Source organism: Mucilaginibacter sp. P5_A4, from assembly GCF_056400605.1.
In genome coordinates, this window is sequence record NZ_JBFUKX010000013.1 from 58,178 (window position 1) to 73,809 (window position 15,632).

The following is a 15,632-nucleotide window of genomic DNA, read 5'->3' on the forward strand; positions in this document are numbered from 1 at the left end:
AGGTATCGGTTAAAATAAACAGCATTATAATAAACGCAATTTTAACACCTAAATTTTATGTTAACAATGCGTAACGCAAATTTTTTATCATGAGTAATATCGTAAATAAGTTTAAGGTTGATAACGGCAAGACTTTTTCACTTAAAGACTTTGACGCCGGTTACTCGAACGGTTTTAATAAAGAGAATGCCAAAACTACTTTAAAGAACCTGATAGCAGAAACATTCGACGTTCAAACAGAGCTTTATGCAGCTAATAGATATGCATTGCTCATTATTTTCCAGGCGATGGACGCAGCAGGTAAGGATAGTGCTATAGCTCACACCTTATCAGGCCTAAACCCCAGGGCTTGCCAGGTGTACAGCTTTAAACGCCCCAGCGAGGAAGATTATCAACATGATTTTTTATGGCGACATTATCGTTCATTACCTGAGAGAGGCCGGATAGGGATCCACAACAGGTCGCATTATGAAAATGTGCTGGTAACCAAAGTAAACCCCGAACTTTTACTGAATGAGCACTTGCCCGGAATAACCGATGTTAAAGACATTCATCCAAAGTTTTGGGAAAAACGCTACGAAAGCATTCGTGCATTTGAAAGCCATTTGGTTGATAATGGAACTGTGATCATTAAGTTTTTCCTGAATGTTTCCAAGCATGAGCAAAAGGTACGTTTTTTAGAACGGATAGATGATCCGAAAAAGAATTGGAAGTTTGCAGCGGCAGATATTGAGGAAAGAGAAAAGTGGAGCGATTATATGGAAGCTTACGAAACAGCTATCAAAGAAACAGCCACTAAAAGTTGCCCATGGTATGTGGTGCCGGCCGATAAAAAGTGGTTTACCCGGATAGCTATTTCATCCATTATTCTTGACACTTTAAAGGGGTTGCATTTGAAATATCCGGTGCTGGCCAAGGAGGAAAGGAAAAAGCTGAATGAATCGAAAAAGTTGCTGGAGAATGAGTAAGAAAAGGGGCTGTTTAAATTTGATTTATTGATGTTTTTATACTTCAAATGAAGCACATGACACGCGTCATTGCGAGGTACGAAGCAATCCCAAACTATACAGATCGGATGTGCACAGCTACTCTGTAGGTAGGAGATTGCTTCGTACCTACCCATGACGTGTTTGCAAAAAAAGCCATTTGTCATGCTGAACGTTTGAAGCATCTATTATTCGCCCTGCTTCTTCGCCCTGTACAGTCTGCGAATAGATCCTTCACTCCGTTCAGGATGACAAACCTTTTAAAACGTTATTTCCCCTTCAAAGTTTCGCGGAATTTTACCACTCGCATTGACGATGGGATATGTGTTTCAAAGAGCGTATAAAAATATTATTATATACCCGAAAAAACCGACTGCGCCGGTTCACCAATCAACGGCATTGGTTTTCTTTGCCCACCGATTGCCCCAATCAGACCAATTACCCAAATTACAAAAAGGGCGACTCTTATCAGCCAAAGTATTGTTAAACCAAAGGAGGCACCCGGTGAAAATAAAATGGCGCCGGCAGCATAAGAAACAACAATCGAAACCAGGTGGAAAAGCAGGGTTTGCCTCATCTGGTAACTTGCAAGGGCGGTTTTATTGTTTTGGTAAAGTGCAAAATATGCGATAAGCCACCCTACAATAGTAAAGTAGCTAATGATGCCGGCTAATTTGCCGTCATCTTTTGTTGACAGGTCGTCCATATGATGAGGTTAATTTAAGTGATTATTAGGCTAACCATATTAATGCTCAAATGTTTGGTGGATTTATCGAATTATTACTTGTTATTTCTTCATAAATCTTTATATTTCTATTGCTTTTATTTTGAATTTCAGGGTAAAAGTGTCAACCTTTTTGAAAAGCTTAAGGTGTTGATAATCAATGTAAATGGTGTTCCGTGCTGTGTTTTTGTAAATGCTTAAAGCGTTGATTATCAATAGAAATGGTGTTCCAGGCGTTCCAATGCGTTCCACCGTTCCGGTGGAACACCTGCACGGGCAGGTATTTATTGGTGAGGATTAGTTTGATGTCACTTTATAGTTTTGTAAAGATTGCCTGGTCAACAAAACTGCTTTTACCATTGCTGATGGCTATTGCCTTAACCGTTACATTGGCCGAAATAGTAACAGGTTGGCTGTACAACGTAGAATTTGCTGTTGGTGTTGACCCATCCAGGGTGTAGTAGATCTTTGCATCAGCATCAGCGCTTTTTMTTTGTATGCTCATGGGCGTTTTGAATGATTTGGATGGCGCTATGATATAAGGGTTAGCAACGATGAGGCTATCGGTTATCTTTGAGGTTGGCCTTTCAATATCCTGAATGAATATTTTGTTGGCCAGTTTGCCTGCGAATACCTCAAATTCTCCTCCATCGGCAATGTCAGCAAAGTTTAAGTATAGTTTATTGTAGGCCTTTTTTGCAAGGCTCATGCCCTGCAGGTAAATATTGCCTTTGTCTATGCTTGCACCCGGGTTGATGATGGTGAACTGCTTCCCGTTCTCTAAATTAATAATGGCTTTATCAAACTGTGGTACACCCACCTGGAATTGCTGTTGCCCCGGTGCAATGTTATAAATCCCCAATGAACTCATTACATACCAGGCCGACATTTGTCCACAATCCTCGTTGCCTGCCAAACCATCAGGTTTATTACTGTATTGTTCGCGCAGTATGCGGTCGATATAAAACTGGGTTTTATCGGGCGAATTGGTAAAATTGTACAGGTAGGCCATGTGGTGACTTGGCTCGTTACCGTGGGCATACTGGCCTATCAACCCGCTTACATCGGGGATATCGTTACCCTTTAGTTTTGATTCGGTAGTAAACAACTCGTCGAGTTTGGCTTCAAAAGCGTCTTTACCGCCCATTCTTGCCATCAGGCTCTCCACATCCTGCGGCACAAAAAAGGAGTATTGCCATGAGTTGCCTTCGGTATAATTTCTATTGATTTCGGCAGGGTCGAAAGGAGTAAGCCAGCCACCATTGCTGCGGGCCTGCATAAAATTGTTCTGGTTATTGTAAACGTTTTTCCAGTATTGCGCACGTTGGATGTATTCGGTATAGTCCTGTGGTTTGTCCAGCAATTTAGCCATTTGGGCTATGCACCAATCGTCGTAGGCGTACTCCAATGTTTTGGACACAGATGCATCTTCCAGATCAGATAACACGGCACCATTCTTACGATAGACGTCCAAACCAAACTGGTTACGGTTCACAGCTGCTTTCATGGCGGTAAAGGCCCTGGGCGCATCAAAATCACGGATGCCCTTCGCGTAAGCATCTACAATGACCGGGATGGAGTGATTGCCTATCATACAATAGGTTTCGGTACTGGCTAATGGCCATATGGGGAGTAGCCCGCCCTGGTCATACATCGTTAAAAAGGATTTAACAAAATCGAGTGTGCGTTTCCTGTCGATCAGGGTAAGCAAAGGGTTTTCTGCCCGGTAGGTATCCCATAAAGAAAATACGGTGTAATAATTAAATCCCTGCGCTGTATGTACCTTTTGATCTAAACCACGGTATTGGCCATCAACATCATTATAAATGTTGGGTGCCAGCATGCAGTGGTATAAAGCAGTGTAAAAAATAGTTTGCCTGATCTTAGCATAATCAACTGCCTTTACTTTTTTACCGGCGGGCATATTGCCATAGGGGTTATTAATGTTGCCCTGGTTATTAAGTTCAAATTGTTGCGAGGACGATGGTCCGCCGCCTTCAACCTGGATTTTATTCAATTCGGCGTTCCAGGTTGCTTTGGCTGCCTTTTGTACTTTTTTAAAGTCGAAATCGGGTACTTCGGCATCCAGGTTCTTTAAAGCACCTTCGGCACTTACTGCCGAGATTCCTACTTTGGAGATCACTTCGCCGGGGTTATCAAATTGAAGGTACATTTTGATGTTTTTGCCTTCAGCCTTGTTTTTGCCGTTCTGTACTTCATCATTGCTGGCTATACCGTATGTCTTAAATGGTTTGGAGAATTTTGCATAAAAGTATACCTGCTGGTCATTTGCCCACGACTTTGATTTGCGGTAACCGCGAATCTCATGACTGTTCACTACCTCTATCCAGGAATCAAGTACTTCATCACGGTGTTGCAGATCTATAATGATATTTGCTTTTTCGGTATTTGGATAATTGTAACGGTGAACACCAACGCGTGTAGTTGCGGTAAGTTCTACGCCGATGTTGTATTTATCAAGCTGGGTTTTATAATAGCCAGGGGCGGCTACTTCGTTCTTCTTTTTAAAAACGGAACGATATTCGGTATTTTTAAACTGTGGATCGCCGGTAGTGGGCATAAATAATACATCACAATAATCGGGGATGCCGGTTCCGCTTAAATGCGTGTGCGAAAAGCCGTAAACTACCGTATCGGTATAATGATAGCCTGAGCAGCCATCCCAGCCTTTAAGTTGTGTATCCGGACTAAGCTGTACCATTCCAAAAGGCATAACCGCGCCAGGGTAGGTGTGCCCATGCCCGCCGGTGCCGATAAAGGGATCAACCAGTTGAGCAAAATCTTTATCTTTTCTTTTTTGTGCCGATGAACTTAACGCAGAAAATAACAGGATTGCAGCTATAAAACTGCGAAAGATGATACGCATACTTGGCATATTAATTAACCTTAGGGTATAATTACGCAAATTAAAACTTAAATAGTATATAAATAAAAAAATCGCCCCGACTTGGGGCGATTTTAAATCAGGGGTATTATGCGTTACGAACAACGCCTATTTTTTTCAATAGCTTACGGTTTTCCCGGCGATGAATTAAGCGGTGAACTATAGCGTATATGATAGGTAATATCAATAAAGTTAAAATGGTTGATGTAACTAAGCCGCCAATAACCACAATAGCTAATGGCTTCTGGGTTTCTGAACCGATACCTGTTGATACAGCTGCAGGCATCAAACCTATGGCTGCCATCAGGGCTGTCATTACCACAGGCCTTACCCTGCTTATTACACCATCCAATATGGCTTTATCAAGCGGTATATGTTCTTCCAGGTTCTTTTTGAAAACAGATACCAGGATCACGCCGTTTTGGATACATACCCCAAACAAGGCTATAAAACCAATACCTGCCGAAATACTAAAGTTGGTCCCCGTTATGTGCAATGCCAGTATACCACCTATCAATGCAAATGGTACGTTCATGATCACCAGTGTAGCATCCTTGGCATTACCAAAGGTGACGAACAGAATAAGGAATATAACAAGTAAGCAAATTGGTACCACGTGGGCTAATGTTTTTGATGCTCGTTGTTGATTTTCAAACTCGCCTGCCCATGCATATGAATAGCCATGATCCAGCTTTACTTTTGAGTTAACTTTTTGCTGTGCCTCGGCAATGGTACTGCCCAAATCGCGGCCTCTTATTGAAAATTTCACGGCTATGTAACGGGTGTTATTATCCCTGTATATAAATGCAGGGCCGGTTGTTGTTTTGATAGTCGCAATCTCTTTTATCGCTATTTTTGATCCGTTAAGGGTAGGAATCATCAGATTTTCAATCTTATCCTGCGTATCCCGGAATTGTTGCTGATACCTTATCCTGATATCAAACCGGCGTTCGCCCTCATATAATTCAGTTGCAGCTTTACCACCTATGGCCATTTCAATTACTGAGTTTGCATCGGCTGTTGATACACCATATAGTGCCATTTTACGCTGATTCAGTTCGATCCTGAATTCAGGTTGGCCTAAATTGCGCAAAACACCAAGGTCCTCAACGCCTTGAACTGTTTTTAAAACACCCAGCACGCTATCTGCCTTGTGATCAAGGGTTTCAAAATCCGGGCCGAATATTTTTACAGCCAATGATGCGTTAACCCCGGCTACAGCCTCGTCAACGTTATCGCGGATAGGTTGGGAGTAGTTGAATACAGCACCAGGTATTTTGGTTAACTGTTTATCCATCATGTCTATTAGTTCATCTTCGGATATGCCTTTGCGCCATTCTTTTTTGTTTTTAAGATCCACCTGGATCTGCACGTTAAAAAATCCTTTAGGGTCGGTACCGTCATTGGTGCGGCCAACCTGGGCCAGGGTTTGTTTTACTTCGGGGAACTTTTCCAGTATCTGCATCATTTTTTGATTGATGCTTTCCGCTTCATTTAAGGAAACACTCATCGGCAGCTCGGCCTCAACCCATAGGGCACCCTCATTCAGGTCGGGTAAAAACTCAGATCCTAAAAACCTTGCTGAGAAGAAGGTTACAGCCATAAAGGCTACCGCGACTATAAGACTTAGTTTTTGATTTTTATAGGTGAAGTTAAACATGCGGCGAATGCCGTTCTCAAAGAAGATAACAACCGGGTTGTGCTTTTCTTTTACGTTTTTTTGTAAAAGGATGCTTGATAGGGCAGGTACCAGCGTAAGTGTAAATATTAACGCCCCCAGCAAGGCAAAGCCTAAGGTATAAGCCAATGGCGAGAACATTTTTCCTTCAACCTTCTGGAATGCGAAGATGGGGATTAAACAGGTAATGATAATTAGCTTTGAAAAGAAGATTGCCTTACCCATTTCGGCACCTACATTTTTAAACAGGCCCAGTTTGGCAAGGCCGTTAAACTTTTGCATGCCTACTTCTTTGGCCTTATGATCAAGGGCCACAAAGATGCCTTCAACCATTACCACAGCACCGTCTATGATAATACCAAAATCAACCGCCCCCATCGATAATAAGTTGGCGCTCATCCCTTTTATACGCATACACACAAAAGCAAAAAGCAATGACAGTGGAATGATTATGGCGACTGTTAAAGTAGTGCGCCAATCGGCCATGAACAGGAATACAATGACTGTTACCAGGATAATACCTTCGCAAAGGTTATGGATCACCGTTTCGGTACAAAAATCCATCAGGTTGGTACGGTCGTAAAAGGTATCTATCCTGACATCCTTTGGCAGGACATTGTCGTTCAAATCTTTCACCTTGTCACGGATGCGATCCAGAACTTCGGCCGGATTCTCGCCTTTGCGCATCACAATAATACCCTCCAGTACATCCTGCTGCCTGTCGCGGCTTACCTGGCCTAAGCGAGGCAAACCACCTTCCTTAATGTCGGCAATATCTTTTGCCAGTATAGGTACATTGTTAACATTTTTTATGATGATGTTCTGGATCTCTTCGATGTTGTTGATAACGCCGATACCGCGTACTACATAAGCCTGGTCATTCTTTTCGATCACATCGCCACCCACGTTAATATTACTACGGTTTATTGCTGTGTAAACATCCAGGGAGGTTAGCCCATATTTTTGTAAAAGGGATGGGTTAACGCTTACCTCGTAGGTTTTTTCCTCGCCGCCAAAACTGTTCACATCGGCAACACCCGGAACGGATTTAAACTGCCGGTCCAACACCCAATCCTGTATTGCGGTAAGTTCGTGGATTGATTTGGTATGACTTTTAAGGGTATAGCGATAAATTTCGCCGGTTGGGCCGTAAGGCGGCTCAACTTCGGGTTTAACACCGTCTGGCAGATCGGCATTGCCTAAACGGCTTAGTACCTGCTGGCGGGCAAAGGCATCGTCCACATCATCGTCAAAAATAATGCGTACGTATGATAAACCAAATGCCGAGGTAGTACGCAGGTTAGCCTTTTTCTGAACCGAGTTTAAAACGGTCTCCATCGGGATGGTAATCATTTTCTCCACCTCTTCGGCACTGCGGCCGGGCCATTGAGCAATAATGATGATCTGTGTATTGGTTACATCCGGGAACGTCTCGATAGGCGTGTTCATGTAACTCCATATACCAAGCACAACCAGCACCAGTGTCATAAAAAAAACAAAATAACGGTGCCTTAGCGAAAAGTAGATTATATTTTTAATGAATTTATTCATTTTGATAGTATCGGGTATTGAGTATCAGGTAGCAGAATTCGGTATCAAGTAATTAGCATGAGGTATCAAGTATTTTTTCTTGTAGGTAATCAAGCAAAAGATCTTAGTCTTGCTACTTGCTACTAACTACTTGATACTTTCTACATTAATCTCCTGTTAAAGCATCATATAAAAGCAAACCATTTTTGGAGATCACTTTATCGCCGGCGTTAATGCCTGATGCGATGTATGTTATATCATCTACCGTTTTAATTACGCTTACTTCACGTACCTTTAAATCGGTTTTGCTGTTATAAACCACTACAAAATTTTTGCTGCTGTCAAATATTACCGCTTTTGCAGGTACTGATACTGATGTGGCTGCATCGTTATTGGTAATAACCACGTTGGTAAACATTTCTGGTTTCAAAAGCATATCCGTATTAGGCAATACCACTTTTATCTTCATCACCTTATTATCCGGATCAAGTACCGAGCTTACGGCATCAATTTTACCTTCGAAAACTTTACCGGGGTAAGCTATGGTTGTTACTTTGGCTGTATAGCCGGTTTTAACTTTGCTAATATCAGACTCAAACACATTAGCCCAGATCCAAACATCTTTCATGTTTGATATGGTGAACATGCTGCCATTATTATCCTGGCGGATAAAACTGCCTGTGGTTACATTTTTTTCGACGATGTAGCCACTTTCAGGAGCCTTTATCACTAAAGTACCACCCGGATTTGTATTGCCGCCTCCGTTGATGGCTATCTGCTGTTGTATTTTCCTGTTGGCAGCCTCGGCTTTATTGTAGTTTTCTTTGGCTTCGGTATAATCGCGTTCGCTCGATATTCCGTTTTTATATAGGTATTCGGCTTGTTCAAGCTGGCGTTTTGCAATGGATAGGTCTGATTTTGTAGCAGTAAGGTCGGTATAATTACCCGCCACATCGGCGCTCCGCATAATGGCCAGTGTTTGACCTTTGCTTACCTTATCGCCCAGGGAAACCTTCACGTCCAATATTTGTCCGCTTGAAAAAGGGAAAACTTTAACAACGGTGTTTTCATCATTTGATACCTCGCCCGATAAGGTGAGCTCGTTTTTTATCGTAGTTCTTTTGGCGGTATCAATGGTAATTATTTTAGCCATCGAATCGCTTACAGATACTGGTTTGTTTTCGGCAACAGGCTGTGTTTTTCCTTTACAGGCAGCCAAAAACAGTAAAGCCGAAAGAGCAGGTATCAGCGTTTCTCTTTTCATCATATATAGCATAAAGTGTTTTAAGATTTAATTATAGTTGTCCCGGTGGCAAAATTCAGATCAGCAATTGCTTTTTGCAGGTTATATTGTTGTTGTAGTATTTTAAGCTTAGTATCCTTATAGGTGTCAAAAAAATCAACAAATTCAACCAAGCTAATTTGCCTTTGCTGAAAACCTTTGAGCATGCTGCCAAACAGTTTGTCATATTGTTCATTAAACTCCAGTTGCTGGGTCGAAAACAACTGCTGGTTTAATTTATACTGATTTACAGCGGCAACCACATCGTTTTTAAGCTGAAGTTCGTTTTGCTTTAAGGTACTCTCCTGGCTTTGGATATTGTATTTAGCCGATTTGATATTACCCTGGTTGCGGTTAAAAAAGGGTAGGGGCAAGCCAATTTGCAGGCCATAATAGTTTCTGGCATAGCTGCTATTTTGATCATATGCCGCACCAATAGTAACATCAGGAACAGCCAGCGCTTTTTGATAGGCCAGGTTATGCGTGGCTGAACTTAGCTGATATTGATTTGATAAATAATCGGGCCGGTTGGTTTTGGCCTGTTCTATCAGTGTTGGAATATCAAGCGCTACAGTTTCTGCCGGTTTATCATTTATCAGGGGATAAACAAAGGCTGTTTCTTTAGTTTGCAGCAAAGTTTTTAGCTCGGTTTGCAAATCGTTTATCTGTCTGTTGTTTTCCACCATGTCGTTTTGTAAGCCAAAAAGCAAAGCTTTAAGCCTGATGAGGTCCTTCATAGAAGTATTACCTGCATCAAATGATTTTTGGATAGCGCCGACCAGGTTTGTTGCGGAGTTGATTTCATTCTGATAAACCTTTTCCTGCGCATTTAAGGTAGCCAGCTGACTAAAATCCAATTGCAGGTTATAACGCAGGTTACGCATCAGGTCGGCAAAGGCAGCTTCCTGAACTTTAGCATCGTCTTGTGCCACCTGTACTTGTTTGCCGCGTTTACCGGCAGTGGCAAATACCTGGCTAAGCTGAACAAATACCTGGCCGCCGCCATTGTTATGGTTAAAAAATTTACGGCTGCCCCCATCCCATATATTCTGATCGGTGCTCAATACAGGGTTGTCCCAAAGTTTAGCTTGCTGTATAAGTGCTTTTGATGCCTCAATATTATACTTTTGAGCCAGTAAGCTCAGGTTATTTTCTAAAAACTGTTTTTCGGCATCCTGGAAGTTAATTTTCAGTGTATCAGTTTGGGCGCTGGCCCGGCTTGTATTACAGAAAAAAAATATAACTAATAAAAATAGCAGGGTTTTCATTTTACACATAATCATCTTTCAATTCAACGCTGCAAAAATTCATATCGGTTATGAATTTTCTATGAAGAGGGGGGCGGAGATGTGTGGATGTGCAAATTATAGATGTGCAGATTTCGGATATTTTAAGGGTTTACCGAATAAATAGGGTTAGAAAAAGAGGGAGATTCAATATTTAAATGCGTAATACCCTGGATTTTTTGATGTGCTTTTCCCGATACCGAAGTGATACCGTTCTTACACCTTTGGTATACCTTTGAAACACTTTGCGTATACCTGCCTATCACCTGTTGTTACCCGGTTTTTATGCCTTTTATTTGTGTAACTATCTGGTATGTAGTCGTTTGATTCGATTGTTTGCTTGCGGCTTCTGTAAGAAATAATTAAGCTGGGGAGCTATAATCGCCTCATAGAAATTTACGAAAAACGAAGAAAATATCCAACCGGGGATGTGCAATTTTTTACCATGGATTTGTTTTTTACCGGTGTTCAAGAATGCTTTGCCATTACAGATGTGCGATTATTTCGATAAATTGATAAGTAAATTTTACAATTTTAAAACCAAATAGATCGAAGGCAATTTACCCTAATGACTAATGACTAATGACTAATGACTAATGACTAATGACTAATGACTAATGACTAATGACTAATGACTAATGACTAATTGATAATCTTAAACTCATCCGCATCTTTTAGGAAGGGCAGGGCTCTTCGTGCTTTTTTCACCTCATCGGCAATTATCGAGAAGGTATAAACATCATCTTCATCGCGTTTGTAATAAACTACATTGCCATTAGGATCGATACAGGTAGAATCGCCTGAATGGTAAACTTCATTACCATCATGACCAACACGGTTCACGCCAATTACGTAGGCTTGGTTCTCAACGGCACGGGCAGGTAACAGGGTGCGCCAGTGCATAGCGCGGCGTTCGGGCCAGTTGGCAACTACAATGAGCAGGTCGTAGGGGTTTTCGGCAATATTGCGCAGCCATACTGGGAAACGCAGATCATAGCAAATAACAGGGCAAATTTTCCAGCCATTCAGGTCAACAAAAAGCTTTTTTGTACCCGCAGTATAGGTGTCGTTTTCTTTAGCTAAACCAAACAGGTGGCGTTTGTCGTAATGCTCGTAAGTACCGTCTGGTCGCATCCATATTAGGCGGTTGTAGTATTTGCCGTTTTCTTTTATAATGATAGTTCCTGTAACTACACAATCATATTGCTGTGCAACCTGGTGCATCCATTTGGTGGTTTTACCACCCATAGGCTCGGCAAGCCGTTCGGCATTCATGGTAAAACCAGTGCTGAACATTTCGGGAAGGATAATGAGATCCGTTTTTTCGCGAATACCGCCAGATAATCGCAAGGAAATGTTCTGTAAATTTTTATCAGTATTTTCCCAGAAAAGGTAGCCTTGAAAAACAGTTATTTTAAGATTATCCATAAGCGCTTTTAAGTCGATAGACCATAGTCAATGGTCCATGGATGTTTTAAATGTATGGACTATCTAATGTCCATGGTATTGAATTATTGAAAGTTAAAACTATAAACTATAGTCCATTTATCCTAAATTTAAACTTTCATTAACCTATCAACGGCTTTATCTAAAGTTTCTTGTCTTTTGGCGAAACAAAACCTTAAAACGTGATGATCGATACCCTTGCTGTAAAAGGCAGAAACAGGTATGGATGCCACCCCAAACTCCTTAGTTAAACGCAATACAAAATCCGCATCTTTCTCGTCGGTGATATTTCTGTAACGTACTGATTGAAAGTACGATCCGTAGCAAGGCAACAGCTCAAACCTGGTTTGTTGCAGCCCATTACGGAAGTAGTCTCTTTTTTGTTGAAAAAACTCGGGCAAGCCTAAATAAGTTTCTTCATTTTTTAAATACTCAGCGATGGCATATTGTATAGGTGTGTTCACCGCAAATACCAAAAACTGGTGAATTTTTCTAAACTCCTGCATCAGGAAAGCAGGCGCCATGCAGTAACCCACTTTCCAACCTGTAGCATGAAACGGCTTACCAAATGAGGCTACTATAAAACTGCGCTGCTGCAATTCAGGGTAGCGGGCCATGCTGTGATGGGTTTGTCCATCATATACCAGGTGCTCATATACTTCATCGCTTAATATTAAAATATCCTGGTTTTTAACCAATGCGCTAAGTTCATCAATATCCTCCTTGTGTAAAATGGTTGCCGTTGGATTTTGTGGCGAATTAAGGATGATCATTTTTGTTTTTTGGTTGATGAGCCTTTTTACCATATCCCATGCAATGCGGTAATTGGGTGGCTCAAGCGCCAGCGATTTTACCACGCCGCCCATCAGTTTAATAGCAGGCGCGTAGCAGTCAAAAGCGGGTTCAAATATAATAACCTCGTCATTTGGATGAATCACGGCACTTATGGCTGTAAAAATAGCTTGTGTGCCACCTGCAGTTATGGTTATCTCCGTATCCGGATTGTAAACCGCGCCGTAAAGTTTTTCGGTTTTTTCGGCAATCTTTTCGCGCAGGCTCATTATACCAGCCATTGGCGCATATTGATTGTGCCCATTTTTCATGGCCTGGTTAACCAGCTCAATCAAGTCGGCCGAACAATTGTAATCAGGAAATCCTTGCGACAGGTTTATGGCACCAGCCTCATGGGCCAGGGCAGACATAACAGTGAATATAGTTGTGCCGGTTTGTGGTAGTTTTGAAACAACAGGTATCATCTAAGGGCTAAAGTACGCAAAAAACCACAAACCAATGTGCGTAATACTACGTGTTTTTAGTTTTCTGAAAGTATTTAGCTTAGTAAGAAAAATAATATTGCAGGCGTGAATGTGTCAATACGCTCCCTGTTGCCGGTAATTTATTTTAGGCGGGGCTTTGAAATGCATGTGCACTGGTAACCTGAACGCGGGCAGCTATCGGAATTTACCAGCCCCAATTGCACGTTATTAATTTAAATGACCCAGCATGCTGGTTATGTGTAACTGGATGCAAATCGCATAAAAAAATAATTATATGTGCTAACAAATGATTTCAATTTCGCATTTTTATACTGGGTATTAACATATGCCCATCATTGTTATGAAAAATGCATTTGTAACAGGGTTGATCCTTGGGATCCTGAGCGGAACCTGGCTGTTTGTGATGCGGTCGTTTGGATATAGGAGTACCGGTAACCATGTAACCCCCATTGAGTACTTATCGGTACTGATACCGCTTTTTGGAGTTTATTTTGGTGTGAAAAGCTACAAGGAAGATGAAAAAAAAGGCGAGATCGGCTTTTTTGATGCATTATTCCAAAGCTTTAAAATTTTACTGACAGGTGGTATTTTTGCCTGTTTGGCCGGACTCGTTTACATCAATTATTTCGACATGGGAAATGAGCTCTTTGCATTTTCAGGCCGTTTATTTGGCGGACTTGCAATTGGTATTTTAATATGCGTTGGGGTATCAGCCGCTTTAATGAACAGGTCTAATAAACTGAATTAATTATTAAACTTTACCTGTTAAACCTGAAGATAGCTGCATTGTCATTCTTTTTGCCCAAAATCAAATCATGAATGATTGCTGCTGCTATCACGCTAAATGTTATACCATTCCCCCCAAAGCCTAATGCAAAATAAGTATTTGGCCGTTCGGGTATCGAACCAATGTAAGGCAGGCCATCCCTGGTTGATGCAAAAGCGCCGGCCCATTTAAAATCGGGTACTAAGGGAATGTGGGGCATCTTTTTCAGGAAAGCGTTCCGCAGCATTTCCGCTTTCCTGTTAATGATTGAGGGCGCAATATGCGGACTATGGAAAGGGTCATCACGGCCACCCACCAGGATGCGGTTTTCGCTCACCACCCTGAAATACATATAAGGCGTTGCAGTTTCCCACACCAGGCTGTTCTGGTGCCAGAAAAACTCATCCGAAACTGGTTCAGAAACCATAGCATAGGTTGAATTAATATCGGCTATTTTTTTGGGGATATAATGCAAGCTTTCATAGCCGCAGGCTATCACCAGTTTTTTAGCTTTTATTTTCAGGTCATTAATGGTATGCAAGGTAACACCTGCCCGGGTGTATTCAATATCATTTATAGGTGTGTTATTATAAACCCTGTGCCCGGCTTCCTGGAAACTGTTGAATAAGGCGTGAGTTAACAGGTAAGCATCAACTTCGCCGCCATCTTTAGAAAATATGGCTCCCGGAGCATTAAAACCGAATGTTTTAATAATTTCTGCCTTCTCCAGCCATTCTACTTTAAAATAGTGCTTTTTGCGTAATGCATACTCTGCTTTTAAATCAGCTAAATGGGTTTTAAAACTTGCGTATTGCAAACTTGGCCGTAAATGAAAATCAAAAGTCGGTTTAAACGATTTGCACAGATTGCCGATATCATAAATTGCCTTACGGCAAAGTTCATAGCTTTTTACCGCATCCGCTTCACCAACCATGTTTTTTAGCTGCGTTAAAGGGGTATCAATTTCATATTGCAAAAAAGCAGTGCTGGCCGCAGTGCTCCCCATAGCCGCGTGGTTTTTATCAAATACAGCCACGCTTAACCCCGAATTGCGCAAATACCAGGCAGTTAAGGCCGCGCTAATACCGGCGCCCATGATGGCTACATCAACCTGTAAGTTGTTTTGTAAAGAAGGGTAGGAGGTAACCAGGCCATTCTTCATGAGCCAATAAGGATGCTGCTCGTAAAGGTTCATATATGATTTATAGGGATGTGCAGGAACAACAGTGTACATTATTTTATGTTTCAAACACCTGGTTTAGCTATAAATGCTGCTCAAAATATATTGGTAAAAAAAATATTTAAACCCAAACCTGTGCAAATGAATGCATTAGGATTTAAGTTTAAACTTCTTTGAAAAAAAGTTTTGCAAGTTGATTTAAAATCCTACTTTTGCAAACCCAATCGGGAACGGGATGTAGCGTAGCCCGGTATCGCGCCACATTTGGGATGTGGAGGCCGCAGGTTCGAATCCTGCCATCCCGACAAAATGCGATACCAACCAGTATCAAAACCCTGTAAATGTCTCATTTACAGGGTTTTTTGTTTTATTCAAATCCTTTTCAGTACATACTATTCCTCGTTTCAAGTGAGTAAAAAGGTGAGTAAAATCTTTGTTTTAGATTTACTCACCAGAAAGGGTCTAACTAACTGGTGTACAAACAATTATGCCTTTTAAAAATAGACCTGAATGAACTCATTTAGATCACTTTTTTGCTCTTTCCGGTGAACGGTTTTGGCCATAACAGTTCA

Annotated in this window: 10 protein-coding genes and 1 tRNA gene; 3 read left to right on the plus strand and 8 right to left on the minus strand. The window is 41.5% G+C overall.

All coding sequences use genetic code 11. From position 1 onward, the window contains the following. Positions 1–89: 89 nt before the first annotated feature. The gene (locus AC1DQW_RS10300) at positions 90–968 is read left to right on the plus strand and encodes a polyphosphate kinase 2 family protein (RefSeq protein WP_477420552.1); all 879 of its coding nucleotides are present in this window, start codon (positions 90–92) and stop codon (positions 966–968) included. A gap of 370 nt (positions 969–1,338) precedes the next feature. Here the strand turns inward: AC1DQW_RS10300 and AC1DQW_RS10305 are convergent, their stop codons facing one another. The 7 genes from AC1DQW_RS10305 to AC1DQW_RS10335 form a co-directional block, all read right to left on the minus strand. Beyond that, positions 1,339–1,692 carry a magnetosome magnetite crystal formation protein family gene (locus tag AC1DQW_RS10305; protein WP_477402238.1) on the minus strand — a complete coding sequence of 118 codons (354 nt, stop codon included), beginning with the start codon at positions 1,690–1,692 and terminating at the stop codon, positions 1,339–1,341. Positions 1,693–2,023: 331 nt separating this feature from the next. After that, a complete protein-coding gene (locus tag AC1DQW_RS10310; protein WP_477454001.1) occupies positions 2,024–4,597 on the minus strand; it encodes a GH92 family glycosyl hydrolase in 2,574 nt (857 codons plus the stop codon). A gap of 106 nt (positions 4,598–4,703) precedes the next feature. Then, a complete protein-coding gene (locus AC1DQW_RS10315) occupies positions 4,704–7,844 on the minus strand; it encodes an efflux RND transporter permease subunit (protein WP_477454002.1) in 3,141 nt (1,046 codons plus the stop codon). A gap of 145 nt (positions 7,845–7,989) precedes the next feature. After that, a complete protein-coding gene (locus AC1DQW_RS10320; RefSeq protein WP_477401303.1) occupies positions 7,990–9,090 on the minus strand; it encodes an efflux RND transporter periplasmic adaptor subunit in 1,101 nt (366 codons plus the stop codon). 17 nt (positions 9,091–9,107) lie between these two features. After that, a complete protein-coding gene (locus AC1DQW_RS10325) occupies positions 9,108–10,373 on the minus strand; it encodes a TolC family protein (protein WP_477454003.1) in 1,266 nt (421 codons plus the stop codon). A 660-nt stretch (positions 10,374–11,033) separates the two neighbouring features. Beyond that, complete coding sequence (locus AC1DQW_RS10330; protein ID WP_477454004.1) at positions 11,034–11,819, minus strand: amidohydrolase; 786 nt, start codon at positions 11,817–11,819, stop codon at positions 11,034–11,036. 128 nt (positions 11,820–11,947) lie between these two features. Further along, complete coding sequence (locus tag AC1DQW_RS10335) at positions 11,948–13,093, minus strand: methionine aminotransferase (RefSeq protein WP_477454005.1); 1,146 nt, start codon at positions 13,091–13,093, stop codon at positions 11,948–11,950. A 346-nt stretch (positions 13,094–13,439) separates the two neighbouring features. Between AC1DQW_RS10335 and AC1DQW_RS10340 the strand changes: the two genes are divergently transcribed. Further along, positions 13,440–13,862 (plus strand): DUF4199 domain-containing protein, encoded by a 423-nt coding sequence (locus AC1DQW_RS10340; protein WP_477454006.1) that lies wholly within the window; start codon positions 13,440–13,442, stop codon positions 13,860–13,862. 10 nt (positions 13,863–13,872) lie between these two features. On the opposite strand, the gene AC1DQW_RS10345 is transcribed toward AC1DQW_RS10340, so the two are convergent. Next, positions 13,873–15,114 carry an NAD(P)/FAD-dependent oxidoreductase gene (locus tag AC1DQW_RS10345; protein ID WP_477454007.1) on the minus strand — a complete coding sequence of 414 codons (1,242 nt, stop codon included), beginning with the start codon at positions 15,112–15,114 and terminating at the stop codon, positions 13,873–13,875. Between the two features lie 177 nt (positions 15,115–15,291). Between AC1DQW_RS10345 and AC1DQW_RS10350 the strand changes: the two genes are divergently transcribed. Continuing rightward, a tRNA-Pro gene (locus tag AC1DQW_RS10350) sits at positions 15,292–15,365 on the plus strand. Positions 15,366–15,632: the final 267 nt, after the last annotated feature.

Bases quoted from the DNA above. Each gene is read 5' to 3' on its own strand.
- AC1DQW_RS10300 (WP_477420552.1), top strand. From the start codon at position 90: ATGAGTAATATCGTAAATAAGTTTAAGGTTGATAACGGCAAGACTTTT.
- AC1DQW_RS10305 (WP_477402238.1), bottom strand. From the start codon at position 1,692: ATGGACGACCTGTCAACAAAAGATGACGGCAAATTAGCCGGCATCATT.
- AC1DQW_RS10315 (WP_477454002.1), bottom strand. From the start codon at position 7,844: ATGAATAAATTCATTAAAAATATAATCTACTTTTCGCTAAGGCACCGT.
- AC1DQW_RS10320 (WP_477401303.1), bottom strand. From the start codon at position 9,090: ATGATGAAAAGAGAAACGCTGATACCTGCTCTTTCGGCTTTACTGTTT.
- AC1DQW_RS10325 (WP_477454003.1), bottom strand. From the start codon at position 10,373: ATGAAAACCCTGCTATTTTTATTAGTTATATTTTTTTTCTGTAATACA.
- AC1DQW_RS10330 (WP_477454004.1), bottom strand. From the start codon at position 11,819: ATGGATAATCTTAAAATAACTGTTTTTCAAGGCTACCTTTTCTGGGAA.
- AC1DQW_RS10335 (WP_477454005.1), bottom strand. From the start codon at position 13,093: ATGATACCTGTTGTTTCAAAACTACCACAAACCGGCACAACTATATTC.
- AC1DQW_RS10340 (WP_477454006.1), top strand. From the start codon at position 13,440: ATGCCCATCATTGTTATGAAAAATGCATTTGTAACAGGGTTGATCCTT.
- AC1DQW_RS10345 (WP_477454007.1), bottom strand. From the start codon at position 15,114: ATGTACACTGTTGTTCCTGCACATCCCTATAAATCATATATGAACCTT.